This window comes from Lawsonibacter sp. (genome assembly GCF_022777125.1).
Classification (GTDB): domain Bacteria; phylum Bacillota; class Clostridia; order Oscillospirales; family Oscillospiraceae; genus Lawsonibacter_A; species Lawsonibacter_A hominis.
This window is the reverse complement of record NZ_JALFGV010000084.1, coordinates 1-19,734: the sequence shown is the minus strand read 5'-3', so window position 1 is coordinate 19,734 and position 19,734 is coordinate 1. Positions and strand designations below refer to the sequence as shown.

The following is a 19,734-nucleotide window of genomic DNA, read 5'->3' as shown; positions in this document are numbered from 1 at the left end:
CGGCGCCCTCCGGCGCCGGCTCTCCCGGGAGCTGTAATCGGCTCAGTCCAGCCAGTTATCCTTCTCCTCCGCGTAGAGGGCGGGCAGGATGCGGGACAGGTTGGAAAACTCCTTCACGTTGTGGTGCAGCAGGTTGACCATAGCCTGGGCTGGGATCTGAACCCCGTCGGGGATGCACTTGACGGCCTTGCCGTCGATGATCTGCCAGCCGAACCAGAAGCGGGAGCGCAAAATGCTGCCGCCCTCGCAGGGACGCAGGAAATGGGTCATGACTACCGGCACGTCGGGCATGGTATCGTCGCCGATGACCTGTACGTTGGCGCACACCAGGGCGTTGCACACCTCGGTATCCACCTTGGACTCGTCATAGCCCAGCTCCGAGGGCTTGCGGAAGTGGATGCGCAGCAGGTCGGCCTTTCCGGTCCCGATATCCTCCCAGATGTTGTGGATGCTGCCCCAGTGGCGCTCCCGCATGGACTTGCTCAGATCCAACGCCTTGGCGGGATCGTCCAGATAGACGTCGTAGTGATCCTCGTTATCCCAGCAGGCGTAACGCAGACGGTGAATGGGATGCCAGGCAAACCACCAGTCGAACATGACGCCGTCCACGCCGGGGAAAAAGGTCTTGTTGGCGATCAGGCCGGTGCCGTCGCTCATCTGGAACCAGCCGAACTCACCGGGAAGGTCGCCGGGCAGGAACAGGTCGTTTCGGTTATCGATGTGCAGGGCGTTGGCCGGATCTCCCGGGCCCGCGTCGATCAGCTTGTGGCGCTCCGGATCCCCGGCAGCACAATCCTGCAGGTAGTACTTGTAGTAGCTGCGCTTCTTATCTTCGTTGTTAGCGGGTACTTTCTTGGCCATTTCGATCACTCCTTTTGATACTGGAACATCGCCGGTCTGTCCGGCGTCTTCTGGTTCCATAAAGCAGCAAAAGTCATGCCAACCCGCACGAATCGGATCAACGCGCCCGAACCGACCGCCTTTCCGTACGCTTAGGCGCTCGGCCCGGCCGCCGCTTCCCCTTTAAATTGTTTAATCGTCTATACATCTGTTTATATCAACTGTATCGATCCAGAATACAGTCTTCAGGTCTCCCGGTCTACCGACTTCATTTGTTTCAGGTTCCCGATTTTTTGACTGCGCCGGGAGAGTTCCTCCAGCACCGCCTCCAGCGGGATGTTCTGCTGGGCCATCATCACCATCAGGTGGTAGATCAGGTCGGAGATCTCCCCCACCGTCTCCTCCTGCCGGCCGTTCTTCGCGGCGATGATAGTCTCGGAGCACTCCTCCCCCACCTTTTTCAGGATCTTATCCAGGCCCTTGTCAAAGAGATAGCAGGTGTATGAGCCCTCCCGGGGCGTACTCTTCCGGCCCAGGACCACCTGGTAGAGCTCCTGCAGTACGCTGTCGTTCATATCGTTTCCTCCCAAATCGTGTTGAAGAAGCAGGAGCGGCTGCCCGTATGGCAGGTGGGACCGTCCGGCTTGCAGAAATAGAGCAGGGTATCCGTATCACAATCGGTCGCCATCCGTTTGACGTGCAGGTAGTGCCCGGAGGTCCCCCCCTTGTTCCACAGCTCCCGGCGGCTGCGGCTCCAAAACCAGGCGGTATGGGTCTTCAGGGTCAGCTCCACCGCCTCCCGGTTGGTAAAGCCCAGCATGAGCACCTCGCCGGTGTCCGCCTCCTGGATGATCACAGGGATCAGATCGGATTTCACAAAGAGCTGGTCCAGATCAAACGCCATGTTCCTTCACCTCACCGGTATGTTTCTGGTCCGCAGAAAATCCTTCACCTGGGGCACGGTCAATGCCCCGAAGTGGAACAGGGAGGCCGCCAGCGCCGCGTCGCAGCCGGTCTCCTCGAAGACCTGGGCGAAATGCGCCAGGCTCCCGCAGCCGCCGGAGGCGATGACCGGGATCCCCACCGCGCGGGTGACCGCCGCCGTCATGGCCAGGTCGAAGCCCGCCTTGGTCCCGTCGGCGTCCATGGAGGTGAGCAGGATCTCCCCGGCGCCCAGTTCCTGCCCCCGGCGGGCCCACGCCACGGCGTCCAGCCCCGTGGGCTTGCGCCCGCCGTGGACCACCACCTCGTACGTGCCGTCCCCACGGCTTCTGGCGTCGATGGCCAGCACCACGCACTGAGAGCCGAACCGCTCCGCGGCCCGGGCGATCAGCGTGGGGTCGTCCACCGCGGCGGAGTTGACGCTGATCTTATCCGCACCCGCCCGCAGCAGCCGCCGGAAGCCCTCCAGGGTGCGGATGCCGCCCCCCACGGTCAGCGGCACGAAAACCTGCTCCGCCGTGCGTTCCACCACGTCGGCCACCGTGTCCCGCGCATCGCTGGTGGCGGTGATATCCAGAAAGACGATCTCATCCGCCCCCTGGTCGGAATAGTACCGGGCCAGCGCTACCGGATCGCCCGCGTCCCGGATGTGGACGAAATTGACCCCTTTCACCACCCGGCCGTCCCGCACGTCCAGGCAGGGAATGATCCGTTTTGCTAACATAACCGTCCCTCCCGATACCGGCCGCTCTGCACAGGGCCGCGCCGCGGCCGCCCTGCCATGACCGGCTTTTCCGCGCCGCCGAAGCCCGGAAGCGTCCCTTTCATGTCTGTGCCCCGGCCGCCGCCACCGCGGCCGCCAGATCGATGGTCCCGGCATAATAAGCCTTGCCGATGATCGCCCCGTACAGGCCCATATCCCGCAGCCGCTTGACATCGTCCAGCTCCGTCACGCCGCCGCTGGCCACCAGATCGCAGGAGACCGCCTTCTGCAGCGCCGCCAACCGGTCAAAGGAGGGACCCGTCAACATTCCATCTGTGGCAATATCTGTAAATATAATCACCTTTACGCCTATACCTTCCATAGACCGGGCGAATTCCAAATAATCCAGCCCGGAGGACTCTACCCATCCGGCGGTCTTGACGATGCCGTCCAGGGCGTCGATCCCAACGGCGATCCGCGCTCCATAACGTTCCACGGCGGCGCGGACGAAAGCCGGATCGCGGACGGCGGCAGAGCCGATGACCATACGGGACACCCCCATGGCGTCGGCCGCCTCCAGGTCGGCCATGGAGCGCATGCCGCCTCCCAGCTCTACCCGCAGGCCGGAACGCTCCGCCACGGCACGGACAATCGCGCCGTTTTTCCGCTCGCCGCTCCTGGCCCCGTCCAGATCCACCATGTGGAGATACCGGGCGCCCGCATCGGCAAAGGCCGCGGCGGTGCGCTGCGGGTCCTCCGCCACCGGATGTACGGTATCAAAATCTCCTTTGTAAAGCCGCACGACCTTACCGTCTTGCAAATCAATGGCCGGTAAAACGATCATCGGTTCAACCCTCCGAAATTCCGCAAAATCTGCAGTCCCGCCTCCCCGCTTTTCTCCGGGTGGAACTGGCAGCCGTACACATTGCCGTGGCTCACCGCCGCCACAAGCGAGGGGCCGTACTCCGTCCGGGCGATCACGTCGGTCTCATGCTCGGCCACGCCGCAAAAACTGTGGACGAAATAGACCCAGGCGCCCTCCTCCAGTCCCCGGAACAGCGGAGAGTGATTCTGGAGGCTCAGGCTGTTCCAGCCGATATGGGGCAGCTTTCGATCCGTCTTGATCCGCCGGACGCTTCCATGGACCAGACCAAGGCCGCCGCATTCCCGTACCTCTTTCCCCACGTCGAACAAAAGCTGCATGCCCAGACAGATGCCCAAAATGGGCTTTTTCGCCGCCTGACGGACCAGTACCCGGTCCAGGCCCGGTCCGCGCAGGCGTTCCGCCGCGTCGGGAAACGCGCCCACACCCGGCAGAATGATGGCGTCGGCGCGCTCCAGCACAGCCTCATCGCCGGTGATGCAGGTATCCAAGCCGAGGTAGCGCATGGCGTTGGTAACGCTTTTCAGGTTGCCCACGCCGTAATCCACGATAGCGGTATAGCTCATGCCTGTATGCCTCCTTCCAGCCGCCGAAGAAGGACCGTCTTTTCCCGGCGGTCATAGCCCGCCCTCTCATAAAAGGCGCGGGCGTCCGCCGCTTTGGCGCCGGTCAGCGGCATGATCTCGGCGCAATTTGCCTTCCGGGCCAGCCCCCCGGCCGCGGCCAGACAGGCCCAGGCCCAGCCCCTTCCCCGGTGATCCCTGCGGGCGGGCATATGTCCCACCAGACCCCAGGGCCGCAGCCGCCGGATCAGATCGGGGATCCTTACCAGGGCGCGGAAGGCCCGCAGCGTCCCGTTCTCCGCCGCCATCACAGGACTCCCTTGGTGGAGGTGACGCCGGTGCGGGTGACCGTGACGGCCTCCTTTATCGCCACCCCCAGGGCCTTGAACAGGGCCTCGGTGATGTGGTGGGCGTTGGAGCCGTAGCGGCACTTCATATGTAAGGTCAAGCCGCTGTTGAACGCAAAGGCCCGCATGAACTCCTCGGTGAGGCAGGACTCATAATCGCCCATCCTGGACTGGGGCATCTGCGCATCAAAGACCAGGAACGGCCGGTTGGAGAAGTCCAGGGCCGCGAAGCACAGGGCCTCGTCCATGGGGATGCAGGCGGAGGCGAACCGGCGGATGCCCTTCCGGTCCCCAAGGGCATGGTTCAAAGCCTGGCCCAGGACGATGCCGGTGTCCTCCACCGTGTGGTGGCCGTCCACCTCCAGGTCCCCCGCGGCCTCCAGCTCCAGGCCGAAGCCGGCGTAGAAGGCCAGGGCGGTGAGCATATGATCAAAAAAGCCGATGCCGGTGGATACCCGCACCTCGCCCCCGTCCAGGCAGAGGTTCACGGCGATCTGGGTCTCTTTGGTCTTGCGTTCAATGGAATAGGCCCGGCTGGGGGCCTCTCCCGCCCGGTACACAGGCACTTTCACGGAAATTCCTCCTCGTTCCACAGTTTTATTCAAAGCGTACCCGGATGGAGTTGGCGTGGGCCGTCAGGTGTTCGCTCTCCGCCAGGGTGACGATCTGCCCGGCGATGGGGGCGAGGCTGGCGCGGTCATATTGGATGACGCTCATGGTCTTGAGGAAGCTGTCCACACTCAACGGCGAGAAGAACCGCGCCGTCCCCGAGGTGGGAAGCACGTGGTCAGGGCCCGCCAGGTAGTCCCCCAGAGGCTCCGGCGACCAGGCCCCCAGAAAGACCGCTCCCGCGTTGCGGATGGCGGGCAGCAGGGCGCGCGGGTCCGCAGTCATGATCTCCAGGTGCTCCGGGGCGATCTCATTGGCCAGCTGCGCGGCCTGTTCCAGGTCCCGGCACACGATGGCGCAGCCGAAGTCCCGCAGGGCGCACTCCATGATCTCAGAGCGGCTGAGGTACCCGGTCTGCCGGACGAGCTCGGCGTCCACCGCCTGTGCCAACGCGGCGCTGGTGGTCAGCAGCACGGCGGAGGCCAGCTTGTCGTGCTCCGCCTGGCTCAGCAGGTCGGCGGCCACATCCTTGGGCCGGGCGGTCTCGTCCGCGATGACCAGCACCTCCGAGGGGCCGGCCACCATGTCGATGTCCAGCGTGCCGTAGGCCATACGCTTGGCGGCGGCCACATAGGCGTTGCCCGGTCCCACCAGCTTATCCACCCGGGGAATAAAGCCCGCGCCATAGGTGAGCGCCGCCACCGCCTGGGCGCCGCCCACGGCGATCACCCGGTCCACCCCGGCGATCTTTGCCGCGGCCAGCACGGCGTGGTTCAGATTCCCCGTAGGCGGGGTGACCATCACGATTTCCTCCACCCCGGCCACCTTGGCGGGCACTGCGTTCATCAGCACGGAGGAGGGATAGGCCGCCGTCCCGCCGGGCACATAGACGCCCACCCGCTTCAGCCCCCGTACGATGCGGCCGACCACGCCGCCGTCGGGAGAGCTCCACTCCAGCGTGTGGGAGAGCAGCTTTTCGTTGTAGTCCCGGATGTTGGCCGCGGCGTGCTCCAGGGCCGCGATCAGCGCCCCGGGGCAGGCGGCATAGGCCGCGTCCAGCTCCTCCCGGCGGATCTCCCGCGGCTCGGCGTGGTCAAAGCACAGGGAGTAGTCCCGCACGGCTGAAAACCCGTTTTCCTTTACCGTATTAAAAATCTCAGCGACAGCCGCCTCGATGGCCGCATTGGCCTGCGCCTGCCGGGCGCGCATGGCGGAGATGACCTGCTGCTCCGCCCTGCCGTCCGCCGTTACGATCTGAATCATTTCCGCTTCTCCAATTCCGCCTCACAACGGGCAATAAAATCCTCGATTTCCGTCTGATACAGCTTCATGCTGGCCGTGTTTACGATCAGGCGGGCGCTCACCTGCGCCACGTCCTCGATGGGGGTCAGCCCGTTTTCCCGCAGCGTGGCCCCGGTCTCCACGATATCCACGATAGCATCCGCCAAATCCAGAATGGGGGCCAGCTCCACACTGCCCTCGATCTTGATGATATCCACGTCCATGCCCTTCTTCTCGAAGAAGGCGCGGGCCACATTGGGATATTTGCTGGCGATCCGCCGGGTCTTGTAAGTACCGTAGAAGTCGCTCCCCTCCTTCACCGCCAGGGCAAAGCGGCAGCGGCCAAAGCCCAGGTCCAGCACCTCGTAAAAGGACTTGCCCTGCTCCAGGATGGTGTCCTTGCCCACGATACCCAGGTCGCATACGCCGTGTTCCACGTAGGTGATCACATCGGGGGCCTTGGCCAGCACCGCGTCCAGCGGATAGTTGGGGATGGAATGGATCAGCCGGCGTCCGGGATTTCGAATGGGGGAACCGTCCAGGCCCATGGCCTCGAAGAGCTCCACGCTTTTGTCCTGCAGGCGCCCTTTCGTCAGCGCCAGGCGCAGACGGTTTGTGTTCATGGTCATGGCACATCCACCAGCCTCTCCCCTTGCTGCTCCAGCACCAGCACACGGGCGGCCCCCTTCTCCCTGGCCAGGGCCAGCGTGGCCTCCAGCGTTTCGCAGGGGGAGAGCTCGCAGGTCCCCCCCGCCCGGCCGTCCACCGCCGTCAGCGCCCGGGCGAGCTGGCCCGGCGCAAAGTGGACCAATACCCCCAGCCGGGGCGGCTCCCCCGCGCTCAGGCAGCCTGCCACCGCGTCCACGTCGATGGCAAATCCGGTGGCAGGCGCGTTGCGTCCAAAGGCGGCCACCAGGCCGTCGTACCGGCCGCCGGAGAGAACGGCGTCCCCCGCCCCCTCCACATAGCCCCGGAAGACCACGCCGGTATAATAGTCGATCTGGTGGACCAGACCCAGGTCAAAGCGGAGGAAGTCTCCGTATCCGGCGGCTTCCAGTTCCCGGTACAGGTCGTGCAGGTAGGTCAGCGCCTCGTTTTTCCCCGCGAGACGCTGCGCTTCCTCCAGCACCTCCACCCCGCCGAACAGGCGGGAAAGCCTCGCCAGCGCGGCACAGGCGCTCCGGTCGGCATAGGGCTCCAGCAGGTCTCCCAATGCGGCAAAATTCTTTCCCTCAATGAGCGCGCGCATTTTTTCCACGGTCTCCCCATCCATCTCCATACCGGCGGCCAGGGATTTGAAAAATCCGGCATGGCCCAGCTCAATGTGAAAGCGCTCCAGCCCGCAGGAGCGCAGGGCGTCTACCGCCAGGGCCACGACCTCCAGGTCTGCCTTGGCGCCGGCGGCGCCGATCAGCTCCACGCCGCACTGGGCGATCTCTCCGCTGCTGCCCCGGTGCTCCGCCCCGGAGCGGAAGACCGTTTCATCGTAATAAAGCCGCTGGGGCAAGGGCAGGGTCTTCAGCTTGGTGGCCGCCACCCGCGCGATGGGCGTGGTGCAATCCGGCCGCATCACCAGTATCCTGCCGCTGCGGTCGACGATCTTCAGCATAGCCTCCTGGGGCATGGGATTGCCCGACTGGAGGAACAGGTCATAAAACTCCACCTCGGGGGTGGAGACCTCCGCATAGCTCCGGCGGCGAAAGAGGGCGGTCAGGGCATTTTGCACCCGCCGCCGGTCCCTGCACTCGGCAAACAGCCGGTCCCGGGTCCCTTCGGGGGTATTGATGGTGTACTTCACAGGGCATCTCCCCTTTTACTTTAACGCGTTACCACGTTAATATACTATATTTCCTGCCGCCTGTCAAGCGATTGCCGTCCTTTTGCGGCAAGGCCGAATAAACTTCCGTCCCTCCGGCGCAGGAGCGCCGCCTTGCCGCCGTCCCGCTGCTTTTGTCAGCGGAAGGGCACGGGGGGCGTTTGCCCCCCGTGCCCTTCCGCTGACGCTTTCCGGCAGCATGGCACATTTCGCCGTCCCCGGCAAGCCCGTCCGACATCCGGTATGGCCCGCAAACGCCTCCGGCGTTTGCGGGGACCTGTTTTCCTTCCCCTGCCGGGCGAGCGGAATCCGCCCCACAGCAAGGTTTTGCCGTGCAAAACCCTTGGACGCCGCCGGCGCGGCGAAGGACGGCATGCCGCCCGTCAAAACAGCGTAATCTGGCTGGTATCCGGCATGGCCCCGGAAAGCCAACGGCTTTCCGGGGGGCCCGGTTTCGTTCACCTGTGGGGCGGAATGGATCCGCCCCACAGCAAGGTTTTGCCGTGCAAAACCCTTGGACGCCGCCGGCGCGGCGAAGGACGGCATGCCGCCCGTCAAAACAGCGTAATCTGGCTGGTATCCGGCATGCCGTCCAGAGCGCCGGCGGCCTTGAGCTGTTCGATATGGGTCTTGGACACCTTGGGACACGCGGCGGAGAACTCCTCGATGGAAATAAACTGCTTGCCCTCCCGCTGTTCCATGATGGACCAGGCCGCCGTCTCGCCCAAACCCGGAATCGAAGTAAAGGGCGGAAGCAGGCTCTTCTTTTCCCGGTCCATCAGGAAATTGAGCGCGTGGGAGCGGTAGAGGTCCACATGCTCGAAGTGAAAGCCCCGGAGGTAAAACTCGTAGACCACCTCCAGCGTGACCAGCATATCCTCCTCCACCGCCGAGGGGTTCTCCTTGCTCTTGATCTCTCTCATCTTCGCCTTGCAGGCGTCCATCCCCCAACACATGCAGGTGGCGTCGAAGGCCTTGGCCCGGATGGAGAAATAGGCGGCGTAGAAGGCCAGCGGTTCATGGACCTTGAACCAGGCAATGCGGAACGCCATCATCACGTAGGCCACCGCATGGGCTTTGGGGAAGAGATATTTGATCTTCTTGCAGGAGCCGATGTACCACTCCGGCACCCCCGCGGCGATCATTTCCTCCTCCGCACCGTCGGGCAGGCCCCGGCCCTTCCGCACCGCCTCCATGATCTTGAAGGAACGCTTTTCCGGCATGCCGCAGGAGATCAAGAAGAGCATGATATCGTCGCGGCAGCCGATGGCCTGGCCGACCGGGATCCCCTGATCCACGATCAGATCCTTGGCGTTGCCCAGCCACACGTCGGTTCCATGGGAAAAGCCGGACAGCCGGACCAGGATATCGAATTCGCTGGGCTGGGTATCCACCAGCATGCCCCGGACGAAGGAAGTACCGAACTCCGGGATGGCCACCGCGCCGGTGGGGCCCAGAACCGGGTCGTCCACAAAGCCCAGCACTTCGGAGGAGGTGAAGATGCTCATGGTCCCCGCGTCGTCCAGGGGGATCTTCTGCGGGTCTACCCCGGTCAGATCCTGGAGCATGCGGATCATAGTGGGGTCGTCGTGTCCCAGCATATCCAGCTTTAAAAGGTTGGACTCCATGGAGTGATATTCAAAATGGGTGGTGACGATATCGGTGCCCGTATCGTCCGCCGGATGCTGCACCGGGCAGAAATCGTAGATCTCCCGGTTCTGCGGGATGACCACCATGCCGCCGGGGTGCTGGCCGGTGGTGCGCTTGACGCCGGTACAGCCCTGGGCCAGGCGGTTTTCCTCCGCCCGCGTGGCGTGCATGCCCCGCTCATCCATATACTTCTTCACATAGCCGAAGGCCGTTTTTTCCGCCACGGTGCCGATGGTGCCCGCCCGGAACACGTGGGTCTGCCCGAAGAGCTCAAAGGTATAGCGGTGGGCGTTGGCCTGGTACTCGCCGGAGAAATTCAGGTCGATATCGGGCACCTTGTCGCCGCCAAAGCCCAAAAAGGTCTCAAAGGGGATATTGAAGCCGTCCTTCTCATACCGCGCGCCGCACACGGGACATGCGGCGTCCGGCATATCCGCGCCGCAGCCCGCCCCCAACTGCTTTGCGCTCTCGAAGTCAGAGTGCTTGCACTTGGGACAGCGGTAATGGGGGGGCAGGGAATTGACCTCCGTGATGCCCGACATGAAGGCCACCAGGGAGGAACCCACTGAGCCCCGGGAGCCTACCAGGTAGCCGTGAGCCAGAGAATCCTGCACCAGCTTCTGCGCGGACATGTAGATCACGTCGTATTTACACTTGATGATATCCCCCAGCTCGGCGTTGATCCGGTCCACCACGATCTGAGGCGGCTGCTCTCCGTAAAGGGCTTTCGCTTTCTCCCAGACCAGCCGGGTCAGCTCCTCTGCGGAGTTCTCGATCTTGGGGGCGAACAGGCCCTTGGGCAGGGGCACCACGTCCTCGCACCAGTCGGCCACCAGGTTGGTGTTGCGCACCACCACGTTGTAGGCCTCCTCCTTCCCCAGGTAGGAGAACTCCTCCAGCATCTCCGTGGTGGTCTTGAAGTAAATGGGCAGGCTGGAATCCGCATCCTCAAAGCCCTTGGAGGCCAGCAGCACATGGCGGTAGATCTCGTCCTCCGGGTCCAAAAAATGCACGTCTCCGGTGGCGCATACCGGCTTGTCCAGGGCGCGCCCCAGCGCCACGATGGTACGGTTGAAGTCCCGGATCTCCTCCTCGCTCTTCACAATGCCCTTGCGCAGCATAAAGGCGTTGTTGCACACCGGCTGGATCTCCAGAAAGTCGTACCAGGAGGCGATGCGCTTGAGCTCGTCGAAGTCCTTGCGCTTGACGACCGCCTCGTAAAGCTCTCCCGCTTCACAGGCAGAGCCCAAAATCAGCCCCTCCCGGAACTGATTGATCGCGCTCTTGGGCATGATGGGATAGCGCTTGAAATGCTCCAGGTGGGCGTCGGAGATGAGCCGGTACAGGTTGCGCAGGCCCAGCTGGTTCTTGGCCAGCACGATCAGGTGCTTGGGCTGGCGGCGGGCCTTGCCGCCCCCCCGCAGCTGGGTCATGGCGGGGTTGATCTGCCGGAGGGTATGTACGCCTCTGTCCTCCAGCATCTTAAAAAACGGGATCAGCATGTAGCCCACTGTGGCCGCGTCGTCGTAGGCACGGTGGTGGTTGAAGGCAGGCAGGTTCAGGTGGCCCGCCACAAGATCCAGCTTGTATTTGCCCAGCTCGGGCAGCAGATTCTGGGCTAGGATCAGCGTATCGATGGAGGTCGGCGCAAAAGGGCGGCCCATTCTGCGGCAGCCCTCGGCGATAAAGCCAAGGTCGAATTCCGCGTTATGGGCGGCCAGCGGCCGGCCGGCCGCGAAGTCCAGGAAGGCCCCGATGGCCTCGGCCTGGGAGGGGGCGCCCTCCAGCATCGCGTCGGTGATGCCGGTCAGCTCGCTGATTTCCCGGGAAAGGGGGCGGCCCGGGTCGGCAAACGTGGAAAACTGCTCGGTCACCCGGCCGTCCCGCAGCACCACCGCGCCGATCTCGGTAATCGCGTCGGTCCGCTTGTCCAATCCGGTGGTCTCGATATCAAAGCAGACGATCTCGCCGGTAAAATCCTGCTCCCCTTCCCCGTGGACCACCACCCGGTCGTCCACATCATTGATGTAATAGGCCTCCACACCGTAGAGGACCTTGATCTTTTTGGCGGAGTGCCAGGCGTCCGGGAACGCCTGGGCCACGCCGTGATCCGTGATGGCAATGGCCCGGTGCCCCCAGGCCTCCGCCCGTTTCACCACGTTTTTGTCCGGCCCGGCCTTGGGACTGACCTGGGTCAGGGCGTCCATAGCGGACATGGTGGTATGCAGGTGCAGTTCCACCCGCTTCTCCGGTGCGTCGTCGGTCTTCTGCGCTTTCTCTCCCTCCATGATGGCATACGGCTCCAGCACCATGTCGCCGGTAAAGCGGTCGATGTTCAGCTTGCCCTGGAGGTACAGATGCTGGCCCTTTTTTACCCCGTCCACGATGGCCTTTCCCTCGTCGCCGGGAAAAAACTTGGACACCCGCACCGAGCCGGTATAGTCGGTCACATCGAAGCAGACGACCCAGGCCCCCCGCTTTTTCAGCTCCCGGTGGTCCACGGCGAAGACGTCGCCCTTGACCACCACCGTCCCCATATCCAGCTCCAGGGAGCCCATGGGGATGGGCTCCTTCTTGATGGCATGCTGGCCGTAGATCAGCTGCTTTTTCCCCCCTGCGGATTTGGGGGCATGCTCCTTCGGCCTGGCCAGCTTGAGCTTTTTCAGGGCCTCCCGCCGGATCGCCTCGGTACGGGCGAAGGGGTCGTCGGCCGTGACAACGGCGGCGGGCGGCGGCGCGGCCGCCTGCTCCCGCTCTGAAGCCGGCAGGGGCGGCGCCGCGCTCCCCTCCGTCAGGTCCAGCTCCACCCGCTCCACCCGGTAGGCCAGGGCCAGGCTGCGCTCCAGCATGGCTTTTACCGGCGCTTCCGGCGCACGGGCGCACTCCACCTCCGCGCGGATGGAACGGGCGGCCTTGTCGACGACGGCGCGGGTCACCATGAGCCCCTCCGCGATCCCGGCCAGCTCGCCGCCCGGCTTCCAGGCGGAAAACAATGTTAGAAACGGTATCTTCTGTGCTTCCGGCATGGTTCCAATTCTCTCCTAAACTCCAGTCCGGGCGGCCCCGGGCCGCCCCTGCAGGTGGTACATGCGGGCAGGCCGGCGGCGGCGGAACGGCAAACGGCGGCAGGGCCGTCCTTTCGCCGGTACTCCGGCCGGCACGCGCATCACAGCGTGTCGATCAGCAAAAACAGCTCGTCCACCAGCGCCTGCTGGGGAACCTTTTTCACGATCTCGCCCTTACGGAACAAAAGGCCCTCGCCGTCTCCGCCGGCGATGCCCACATCGGCGGCGGACGCCTCGCCGGGACCGTTGACCACGCACCCCATCACCGCCACGGTGATGGGCTTATGGACCCCCTTCAGCCGCTCCTCCACCTGGCCGGCCAGGCCGATCAGGTCGATGCGGGTGCGCCCGCAGGTGGGACAGGCGATCAGATCGGGCTCCCCCCGCTCCAGGCCCACCGCCTTCAAGATATCCTTTGCCGCGCGAACCTCCTCCACCGGGTCGGCGGAGAGGGACACCCGGAGCGTGTCTCCGACGCCGAGGGCCAGCAGGCCCCCGATCCCCACGGCCGATTTGAGCGTACCCATACGCAGGGTGCCCGTCTCGGTCACGCCGAGGTGCAGCGGATAATCGCTTTCCTCCGCCATCCGGCGGTAGGCCGCCATGGTGACCGGTACGCTGGAGGACTTGAGGGACACGCAGATATCGGTAAAGTCGTACCGCTCCAGCAGGGCAATGTGGCCGAAGGCGGACTCCACCAGCGCTTCGGCGGTCACTCCGCCGTATTTCGCCAGGATGGGCTTTTCCAGCGAGCCGCCGTTGACTCCGATGCGGATGGGGACGCCGCGCTGCCGGCAGGCTTGGGCCACCGCTTTCACCCGGTCTTCTCCGCCGATGTTGCCGGGGTTGATGCGCACCTTGTCGCACCCCGCCGCAATGCATTCCAGGGCCAGCCGGTAGTCGAAGTGGATATCCACCACCAACGGGATGGAAATGCGCTCCCGAATGGCGCCCACGGCCCGTGCGGCGGCCCGGTCGGGCACCGCCACCCGGACGATCTGGCAGCCCGCCGCCTCCAGGCGCCGGATCTGCTCCACGGTGGCCGCCACGTCGTCGGTGCGGGTGTTGGTCATGGACTGGATGCTCACCGGGGCGCCGCCGCCCACAGGAACGCCGCCGACCAAAATCTGTTTTGTCACTGTCCCGTCCCCCTCAGAAGAGCTTGACGACGTCGCTCACTGCCACCACCACCATCAATCCGATGAGGCAGCAGAACCCCGCCATATTGATATAGCCCAGATATTTTTGATTGATGCGCCGCCGGGTGAGCCGGTGCCACACGCCGTCCACCACCAGGAACAAAATCTGTCCGCCGTCCAGGGCCGGGATGGGCAGCAGGTTCATCACCGCCAAATTGATGGCGATGAAGGCCACAAAATTCAGGATATTCCGGACGGCCTCGCCCGCGCTCTCCGATTGGGCGCCCATCTCCCCCATGGCGTTGACAATCCCGATGGGGCCCGACATATCCCGCACCCCCACCGCGCCGGTGATCAGATCGCCCAGGCTCATCCACACCATACGCACATAGCTCACCGACTGATACCAGGCGTTCTTCAGCTTGAGGCCCAGCGTGGCCTCCTCCACCTGTCCGATATAGACGCCCCGCTTCTGGACTTGCTGGCCGTTCGCATCCGTCAGGGTGCGCACCGGCATGCTTACGCCGTTCAGCGTCACGCGCGCGCCGTCCCGGATCACCTCCAGGTCCACAGTGTCGCCCGCCCGGTCCAGATAGAGCAGCGCGTCGGCATTAAAATAGATGCGGTGGCCGTCCACCCGGTACAGCCGGTCGCCGGGCAGCAGGCCGGTCTGCTGAAGGTCCTCCGCGCCGGGCATATAGCCGGTGACCACCGGGGCCACGAACCCCTCCACCTGGGAAAAGAGGGCCAGGATCAGAACCACCCCGGCCGCAAAATTGAAGAAGGCCCCGGCCACCAGGATGAAAAACCGCTTCCAGGCGGGCTTGTTCCCAAAGGCCCTGGGGTCGTCGGAGTCCTCCCCCTCCCCCTCCATGGCGCAGAAGCCGCCGATGGGAAAGGCCCGGAGGGAATAGGACGTCTCCCCGCTCCGGCGGGAAAACAGCTGCGGCCCCATGCCGATGGCGAACTCGTTGACCCGGACTCCCAGCGCCTTGGCGGCAATAAAGTGGCCGAATTCATGGATGGCGATGAGCAGGCCGAACATCAGGACGGCGATGAGGATATAAACGATGGTCATAGAACGCTCCTTATTCATTGGGCGGATGCATCCGGGGCCGCCGTGGCCCTAAGGCCCCGGATGGGCTAAAAAGCGGTTTGGACCGGCCGGAGGAAAGCGGCGCAGCAGCAGACGGTGGCCCCGCCGCACCCGGGCGCTACGAAATCGCGATGGCGCGGGCCGCGGCGTCGGCCTCCAGAATATCCTCCAGCGTAGGCGCCTGGACCGCCGGCACCCCACGCAGCGCACGCTCCACCCGTTCCCCAATCCCGCCGAAGGAGCAGCGTCCGGCCAAAAACAGCCCCACCGCCGCCTCGTTGGCTCCGTTGAGCGCCGCCGTGGCCGTACCGCCGGTACGGGCGGCTTCCAACGCCAGGCGCAGGCAGGGAAACGCCTCGTAATCCGGTGCGCAGAAGGTCAGCGGCGGGCAGGACAGCAGGTCCAGCGGCTTTGCCGCCGCCGCCGTCCGCTCCGGCCACGTAAGGGCGTACTGGATCGGCAGGCGCATGTCGGGCGCGCCCAGCTGAGCCAGCACCGCATTATCACAGTATTCCACCAGGGAGTGGACTATACTCTCCCGATGGATCACAATGGAGATTTTTTCCGGCGGCATGCAATACAGCCGCATGGCCTCGATGAACTCCAGGCCCTTGTTCATGAGGGTGGCCGAATCAATGGTGATCTTGGCCCCCATGGACCAGTTGGGGTGCTTGAGCGCCTGCTCCCGGGTGGCGCGGGACACGCGCGTCCGGTCCCAGCCGAAGAAGGGCCCGCCGGAGGCGGTGAGGATCAGGCGCTTCACCTCTCCCCGGTCCCGGCAGCCCTGAAGGCACTGAAAAATGGCGGAATGCTCCGAATCCACGGGAACGAGCCGGGCGCCGCAGCGCTGCGCCTCGTCCAGCACCAGTTCCCCGGCGCATACCAGGGTCTCCTTATTGGCCAGGGCGACGCGCTTGCCCGCGCGGACGGCGGCCAGCGTAGGGCGCAGACCCACCATACCCACTACGGCGGTCAGTACGGTATCGGCCCCCTCCAGGGACGCCGCTTCCAGCAGCCCCTCCATGCCGGAGGCCACCCGCACCTGCGTATCCGCCAGCCGGACGCGCAGGTCGGCGGCGGCCGTCTCATCCATCAGCACGGCAAGCTCCGGAGCAAAGGCCCGGCACTGCGCCTCCAGCCGCTCCACATCCCGGTTGGCCGTCAGCGCGGCCACAGTCATGCCACAGGCGGCAATCACCTCCAGTGACTGCCGCCCGATGGAACCGGTAGAACCCAGCAGCGCGATCCTTCTGCTCATGCGCCCACCCCCACGGCGGGCAGGATGCGGATCAGAAGCTCGATCAGCGGGGCGCAGAAAATCACGCTGTCGAAGCGGTCCAGCACACCGCCATGCCCCGGGAAAATGTTGCCGAAGTCCTTGATGCCGTATTCCCGCTTGATATAGGAGAAGGACAGGTCCCCCAGCTGGGAGACCACGCTGCCCAGCGCGCCGTAGAGGGCCAGGGCGGCATAACTTACCTGCCAGCGGAAAGCGAACTGGAGCAGCGCGCCGTAGAGCACGCTGCACACCACCGCCCCAGCAAAGCCGCCCACAGCGCCCTCCACCGTCTTTTTGGGCGAGAGCTCCGGCGCCAGCTTATGCCTGCCGAACGCCATGCCGGCAAACAGGGCGAACGCGTCGCTGATAAAGGCCACGATAAAAGGCAGCACCACCAGCGCCTCCCAATTGCCCATCAGGCGGATGCGCAGGAAGGAGGACAGGAAAAAGGGGATGAAGACCGACAGGAAAAACGCCCCGCCCATCTTTTCCAGCGTGATGCGCTTGCGGCTGGCGATGGCCTCACAGAACAGCAGCAGCACGTAGACGAACAATCCGCACAGGGCGGGCAGCGGACGGCCGTCGTAGTAGACCCAGAAGGGGATCAGGCCCGCCAGCAAAATGGAGTAGCCGGAAATGCGGGGATGCTTCAAAAAGCTGGTGGACCACAGGGCCTCATGCACCGCGATCATGGAGAGGGCGGCGATGATGATCGGCAGGATGATGGGCCAGACCGGGGATACCCCATAGATCGCCGCCAGCAGCAGCGGGATAAAGATCACCGCCACCAGGACACGTTTCCCCACTCAAACACCTCCAAAACGGCGGGAGCGGCTCTGATAAGCCGCCAACGCCCGATGCAGCTCGTCTTTGGAAAAGTCGGGCCACAGCACGTCGGTAAAATAGAATTCCGCATAGGCGGACTGCCAGAGCAGGAAGTTGGAAATACGTACTTCCCCGCTGGGCCGGATGATCAGATCGGGATCGGGCACCCCGGCGGAGAACAGATACTGTCCAAAGGCCGCCTCGTCCAGAAAGCCCGGAGCGGTCTCCCCCGCGGCGCAGGCGGCGGCAAACGCCTTACACGCCCGAATGATCTCGTCCCGGCCGCCATAGTTGAGACAGATGTTCACCTGCACGCCGTCGTAGTGCTTTGCGATCTCCTCCGTGCGCTCGCACAGCTCCCGCAGTTCCCGGGGCAGCGGCGTCAGGTCCCCGAAAAATTTCATCTTCACCCGGTCCCGCTCCATGCGGCCGATGGCCTCCAGCAGGTACTTCTTCAGCAGGCCCATGATGGCGGAGACCTCCTCCGCGGGGCGTTTCCAGTTTTCGGTTGAAAAGGCGTACACCGTCAGATACTCCAGGCCGATGTCCTTGCAGTAGGTGGCGATCGTACGGAAGGTCTCCGCCCCGGCCGCGTGACCTGCCGTACGGGGCAGGCCGCGCTTTTTCGCCCAGCGCCCGTTGCCGTCCATGATGATGGCCACATGCCGGGGCAGGCGCTCAAAATCCACCTGAGGCACAGGGGCCTGCTTTGGTTTTAAAAATGCCATATTCCATCCTACCCGGTCCAATAATAGTGTGCGGGACACCGCCGTGCCCCGCACAGCCCCCGATCCCGGGGGCAACGGGGGCGAAGGCCCCCAAAACACGCCGCAGCGTGCCGATCCTTTACCGTTTCCCGCCGGACCTTAAGGCACGGCCGTCTCCCAAAGGCGGCGGCAGACGCGCCGCGGCCGCGCCTGCGGCGCCCGGAAGGGCTCACACCGCCATGAGCTCCGTTTCCTTCTTCGCCGTCAGCTCGTCGATCTGCTTGCAGCGCTTCTCAGTCAGGTCCTGGAGCTCTTTTTCGAACTCCTTGCGGTCATCCTCGGTGATCTCAGACTTCTTCTCCATGGCCTTGAACTTGTCCATGGCGTCCCGCCGGATGTTGCGGATGGCCACTTTCCCGTTTTCGCCGTACTTTTTGACCTGTTTGGTCAGTTCCTTGCGGCGCTCCTCCGTGAGCTGGGGGAAGGCCAGGCGGATAACGCGGCCGTCGTTCTGGGGATTGATGCCCAGATCGGAGGACTGGATGGCCTTTTCAATGGCCTTGAGCAGGCTTGCGTCCCAGGGCTGGATCATCAGGCTGCGGGGATCGGGCGAGGAGATGGCCGCCACCTGATTGATCGGGGTGGCGGTGCCGTAATAGTCCACGGTGATCTTATCCAGCACGGCGGCGTTGGCCCGCCCGGCCCGGACGCTGGCGAAATCGCCCATGACCACCTCGATGGTCTTCTGCATCTTTGCGTCGAATTCCTGATTGACTTCCTTCATCTCACGGTTCCTCCTTGACAATCGTTCCTATTTTTTCACCCAGGACCACCCGCAGAATGTTCTCAGGGTCCTTCAGGGCAAAGAGGATCACTGGGATCTTATTGTCCATGGACAGGGACGTGGCGGTGGAGTCCATCACCTCCAGATGCTTGGCCAGCACGTCGTCGTAGGTGATAGTATCGTATTTGACCGCGCTGGGGTCCTTCCGGGGGTCGGCGCTGTACACGCCGTCGATATTCTTGGCCAGCAGGATGGCGTCGGCGTCGATCTCAGCCGCCCGCAGCACAGCCGCAGTATCGGTGGAAAAGAAGGGGTTGCCCGTGCCGCAGCCAAAGATGACCACGCGGCCCTTCTCCATATGCCGGATCGCCTTGGAGCGGATGTAGGGCTCTGCGATGGAGCGCATTTCGATGGCGGTCTGCACGCGCACATCCACGCCCTTCTGCTCCAGCACGTCCGCTACGGCCAGTGCGTTGATGGTGGTGGCCAGCATGCCCATATGGTCGGCCCTGGTACGCTCCATCCGGTCGCCGCCGTCCTTCAGGCCACGCCAGAAATTACCGCCGCCGACCACAACGCCCACCTGGACGCCCAGATCTACACACTTTTTGATCACGTCGCATACGCTGCCGATCACGTCGAAATCCAGCCCGCGGCTTGCCTCCCCTGCCAGAGCCTCGCCGCTGACCTTCAGAAGCACCCGCCTGTACTGCGGTTCGCTCATAGTTCCAACCCCTTCTGCATGGTATTTTGATCCTCCCTATTTTAATATAGTTTTCCACTTTTGCATAGAGGCTAGGCTAAAGTTTTTACAATTTGTTCGCAATCCTTTCCCCGTAAAAAACCGCCGGGAAGCTTCGCTTCCGCCGGCCGGGACGCGCCGCCCTCTTGCCGGATCCCCGGACTGCCCCGCAGCGGCCAAAGAACGCGGAGCACGGAAAAGTGCCGGACACGCCTGTGTCCGGCACTCGAAAGCCCTCTGCGATCTGCTTGCCCAGCTGCTTGGCGATCTCCTCGGCGAAGTTCGCTCCCCACCCGGCACATGCCGGGCGGGGGCCCCGGATTTTGATAAGGTAAAATAAGTTGCGCAAATATAAAAGAGGATAAAAAGAGACATGGTTTGCAGAACTCTGGTAGAATGAAGTTGCGACACACCATTCTGAAAGGAGTCTGTAAACCATGTCCGAGAAAATTGTACAACTGAA

General features: G+C 63.9%; 19 protein-coding genes. All 19 read right to left on the bottom strand.

Translation table 11 applies throughout. The annotated features are described in order from the left end of the window. Positions 1 to 42: 42 nt before the first annotated feature. Positions 43 to 861, bottom strand: a complete 819-nt coding sequence (locus tag MR825_RS07200) for a DAPG hydrolase family protein (RefSeq protein WP_186908712.1) — start codon at positions 859 to 861, stop codon at positions 43 to 45. 224 nt (positions 862 to 1,085) lie between these two features. Continuing rightward, positions 1,086 to 1,415 carry a phosphoribosyl-ATP diphosphatase gene (hisE, locus tag MR825_RS07195; protein WP_186908711.1) on the bottom strand — a complete coding sequence of 110 codons (330 nt, stop codon included), beginning with the start codon at positions 1,413 to 1,415 and terminating at the stop codon, positions 1,086 to 1,088. Next, on the bottom strand, positions 1,412 to 1,744 hold the full coding sequence (hisI, locus tag MR825_RS07190; RefSeq protein WP_186908710.1) for a phosphoribosyl-AMP cyclohydrolase: 333 nt from the start codon (positions 1,742 to 1,744) through the stop codon (positions 1,412 to 1,414). Before hisI ends, hisE begins: the two co-directional genes overlap by 4 nt. A gap of 6 nt (positions 1,745 to 1,750) precedes the next feature. Then, positions 1,751 to 2,506: an imidazole glycerol phosphate synthase subunit HisF gene (gene hisF, locus MR825_RS07185; RefSeq protein ID WP_186908709.1), complete on the bottom strand. Its 756-nt coding sequence runs from the start codon at positions 2,504 to 2,506 to the stop codon at positions 1,751 to 1,753. A gap of 100 nt (positions 2,507 to 2,606) precedes the next feature. Beyond that, the gene (hisA, locus tag MR825_RS07180; RefSeq protein ID WP_256176287.1) at positions 2,607 to 3,329 is read right to left on the bottom strand and encodes a 1-(5-phosphoribosyl)-5-[(5-phosphoribosylamino)methylideneamino]imidazole-4-carboxamide isomerase; all 723 of its coding nucleotides are present in this window, start codon (positions 3,327 to 3,329) and stop codon (positions 2,607 to 2,609) included. Next, positions 3,326 to 3,934 carry an imidazole glycerol phosphate synthase subunit HisH gene (hisH, locus tag MR825_RS07175; protein WP_287879840.1) on the bottom strand — a complete coding sequence of 203 codons (609 nt, stop codon included), beginning with the start codon at positions 3,932 to 3,934 and terminating at the stop codon, positions 3,326 to 3,328. Before hisH ends, hisA begins: the two co-directional genes overlap by 4 nt. Then, positions 3,931 to 4,239 carry a GNAT family N-acetyltransferase gene (locus tag MR825_RS07170; RefSeq protein ID WP_287879838.1) on the bottom strand — a complete coding sequence of 103 codons (309 nt, stop codon included), beginning with the start codon at positions 4,237 to 4,239 and terminating at the stop codon, positions 3,931 to 3,933. The genes hisH and MR825_RS07170 overlap by 4 nt, the downstream gene beginning before the upstream one ends. Further along, positions 4,239 to 4,850 (bottom strand): imidazoleglycerol-phosphate dehydratase HisB, encoded by a 612-nt coding sequence (hisB, locus tag MR825_RS07165; RefSeq protein ID WP_287879836.1) that lies wholly within the window; start codon positions 4,848 to 4,850, stop codon positions 4,239 to 4,241. Before hisB ends, MR825_RS07170 begins: the two co-directional genes overlap by 1 nt. Before the next feature lie 25 nt (positions 4,851 to 4,875). Continuing rightward, positions 4,876 to 6,150, bottom strand: a complete 1,275-nt coding sequence (hisD, locus tag MR825_RS07160) for a histidinol dehydrogenase (protein ID WP_186908705.1) — start codon at positions 6,148 to 6,150, stop codon at positions 4,876 to 4,878. Continuing rightward, positions 6,147 to 6,791, bottom strand: a complete 645-nt coding sequence (gene hisG / locus MR825_RS07155; RefSeq protein ID WP_186908725.1) for an ATP phosphoribosyltransferase — start codon at positions 6,789 to 6,791, stop codon at positions 6,147 to 6,149. Before hisG ends, hisD begins: the two co-directional genes overlap by 4 nt. A 2-nt stretch (positions 6,792 to 6,793) precedes the next feature. After that, complete coding sequence (gene hisZ / locus MR825_RS07150) at positions 6,794 to 7,966, bottom strand: ATP phosphoribosyltransferase regulatory subunit (RefSeq protein WP_256176284.1); 1,173 nt, start codon at positions 7,964 to 7,966, stop codon at positions 6,794 to 6,796. A 572-nt stretch (positions 7,967 to 8,538) separates the two neighbouring features. Then, positions 8,539 to 12,660, bottom strand: a complete 4,122-nt coding sequence (locus MR825_RS07145; RefSeq protein WP_287879833.1) for a PolC-type DNA polymerase III — start codon at positions 12,658 to 12,660, stop codon at positions 8,539 to 8,541. Between the two features lie 140 nt (positions 12,661 to 12,800). After that, complete coding sequence (gene ispG, locus MR825_RS07140; RefSeq protein WP_287879830.1) at positions 12,801 to 13,838, bottom strand: flavodoxin-dependent (E)-4-hydroxy-3-methylbut-2-enyl-diphosphate synthase; 1,038 nt, start codon at positions 13,836 to 13,838, stop codon at positions 12,801 to 12,803. Between the two features lie 13 nt (positions 13,839 to 13,851). Continuing rightward, positions 13,852 to 14,916: a M50 family metallopeptidase gene (locus MR825_RS07135; protein WP_186908701.1), complete on the bottom strand. Its 1,065-nt coding sequence runs from the start codon at positions 14,914 to 14,916 to the stop codon at positions 13,852 to 13,854. 136 nt (positions 14,917 to 15,052) lie between these two features. Continuing rightward, positions 15,053 to 16,192 carry a 1-deoxy-D-xylulose-5-phosphate reductoisomerase gene (locus tag MR825_RS07130; RefSeq protein WP_186908700.1) on the bottom strand — a complete coding sequence of 380 codons (1,140 nt, stop codon included), beginning with the start codon at positions 16,190 to 16,192 and terminating at the stop codon, positions 15,053 to 15,055. After that, entirely contained in the window at positions 16,189 to 17,019 is an 831-nt protein-coding gene (locus MR825_RS07125) for a phosphatidate cytidylyltransferase (protein WP_186908699.1), read from the bottom strand. Before MR825_RS07125 ends, MR825_RS07130 begins: the two co-directional genes overlap by 4 nt. Next, complete coding sequence (locus tag MR825_RS07120; RefSeq protein ID WP_186908698.1) at positions 17,020 to 17,766, bottom strand: isoprenyl transferase; 747 nt, start codon at positions 17,764 to 17,766, stop codon at positions 17,020 to 17,022. A gap of 208 nt (positions 17,767 to 17,974) precedes the next feature. Next, the gene (gene frr / locus MR825_RS07115; RefSeq protein ID WP_186908697.1) at positions 17,975 to 18,529 is read right to left on the bottom strand and encodes a ribosome recycling factor; all 555 of its coding nucleotides are present in this window, start codon (positions 18,527 to 18,529) and stop codon (positions 17,975 to 17,977) included. Between the two features lies 1 nt (position 18,530). Beyond that, a complete protein-coding gene (pyrH, locus tag MR825_RS07110; protein WP_186908696.1) occupies positions 18,531 to 19,253 on the bottom strand; it encodes a UMP kinase in 723 nt (240 codons plus the stop codon). Positions 19,254 to 19,734: the final 481 nt, after the last annotated feature.

What these genes read in the sequence shown, in the direction of transcription:
- MR825_RS07130 (WP_186908700.1), bottom strand. Translation starts at nt 16,192, where the DNA reads ATGAGCAGAAGGATCGCGCTGCTGGGTTCTACCGGTTCCATCGGGCGG.
- hisD (WP_186908705.1), bottom strand. Translation starts at nt 6,150, where the DNA reads ATGATTCAGATCGTAACGGCGGACGGCAGGGCGGAGCAGCAGGTCATC.
- hisA (WP_256176287.1), bottom strand. Translation starts at nt 3,329, where the DNA reads ATGATCGTTTTACCGGCCATTGATTTGCAAGACGGTAAGGTCGTGCGG.
- pyrH (WP_186908696.1), bottom strand. Translation starts at nt 19,253, where the DNA reads ATGAGCGAACCGCAGTACAGGCGGGTGCTTCTGAAGGTCAGCGGCGAG.
- hisF (WP_186908709.1), bottom strand. Translation starts at nt 2,506, where the DNA reads ATGTTAGCAAAACGGATCATTCCCTGCCTGGACGTGCGGGACGGCCGG.
- hisE (WP_186908711.1), bottom strand. Translation starts at nt 1,415, where the DNA reads ATGAACGACAGCGTACTGCAGGAGCTCTACCAGGTGGTCCTGGGCCGG.
- hisG (WP_186908725.1), bottom strand. Translation starts at nt 6,791, where the DNA reads ATGAACACAAACCGTCTGCGCCTGGCGCTGACGAAAGGGCGCCTGCAG.
- MR825_RS07170 (WP_287879838.1), bottom strand. Translation starts at nt 4,239, where the DNA reads ATGGCGGCGGAGAACGGGACGCTGCGGGCCTTCCGCGCCCTGGTAAGG.
- MR825_RS07145 (WP_287879833.1), bottom strand. Translation starts at nt 12,660, where the DNA reads ATGCCGGAAGCACAGAAGATACCGTTTCTAACATTGTTTTCCGCCTGG.
- MR825_RS07135 (WP_186908701.1), bottom strand. Translation starts at nt 14,916, where the DNA reads ATGACCATCGTTTATATCCTCATCGCCGTCCTGATGTTCGGCCTGCTC.
- MR825_RS07200 (WP_186908712.1), bottom strand. Translation starts at nt 861, where the DNA reads ATGGCCAAGAAAGTACCCGCTAACAACGAAGATAAGAAGCGCAGCTAC.
- frr (WP_186908697.1), bottom strand. Translation starts at nt 18,529, where the DNA reads ATGAAGGAAGTCAATCAGGAATTCGACGCAAAGATGCAGAAGACCATC.
- hisH (WP_287879840.1), bottom strand. Translation starts at nt 3,934, where the DNA reads ATGAGCTATACCGCTATCGTGGATTACGGCGTGGGCAACCTGAAAAGC.
- MR825_RS07120 (WP_186908698.1), bottom strand. Translation starts at nt 17,766, where the DNA reads ATGGCATTTTTAAAACCAAAGCAGGCCCCTGTGCCTCAGGTGGATTTT.
- hisI (WP_186908710.1), bottom strand. Translation starts at nt 1,744, where the DNA reads ATGGCGTTTGATCTGGACCAGCTCTTTGTGAAATCCGATCTGATCCCT.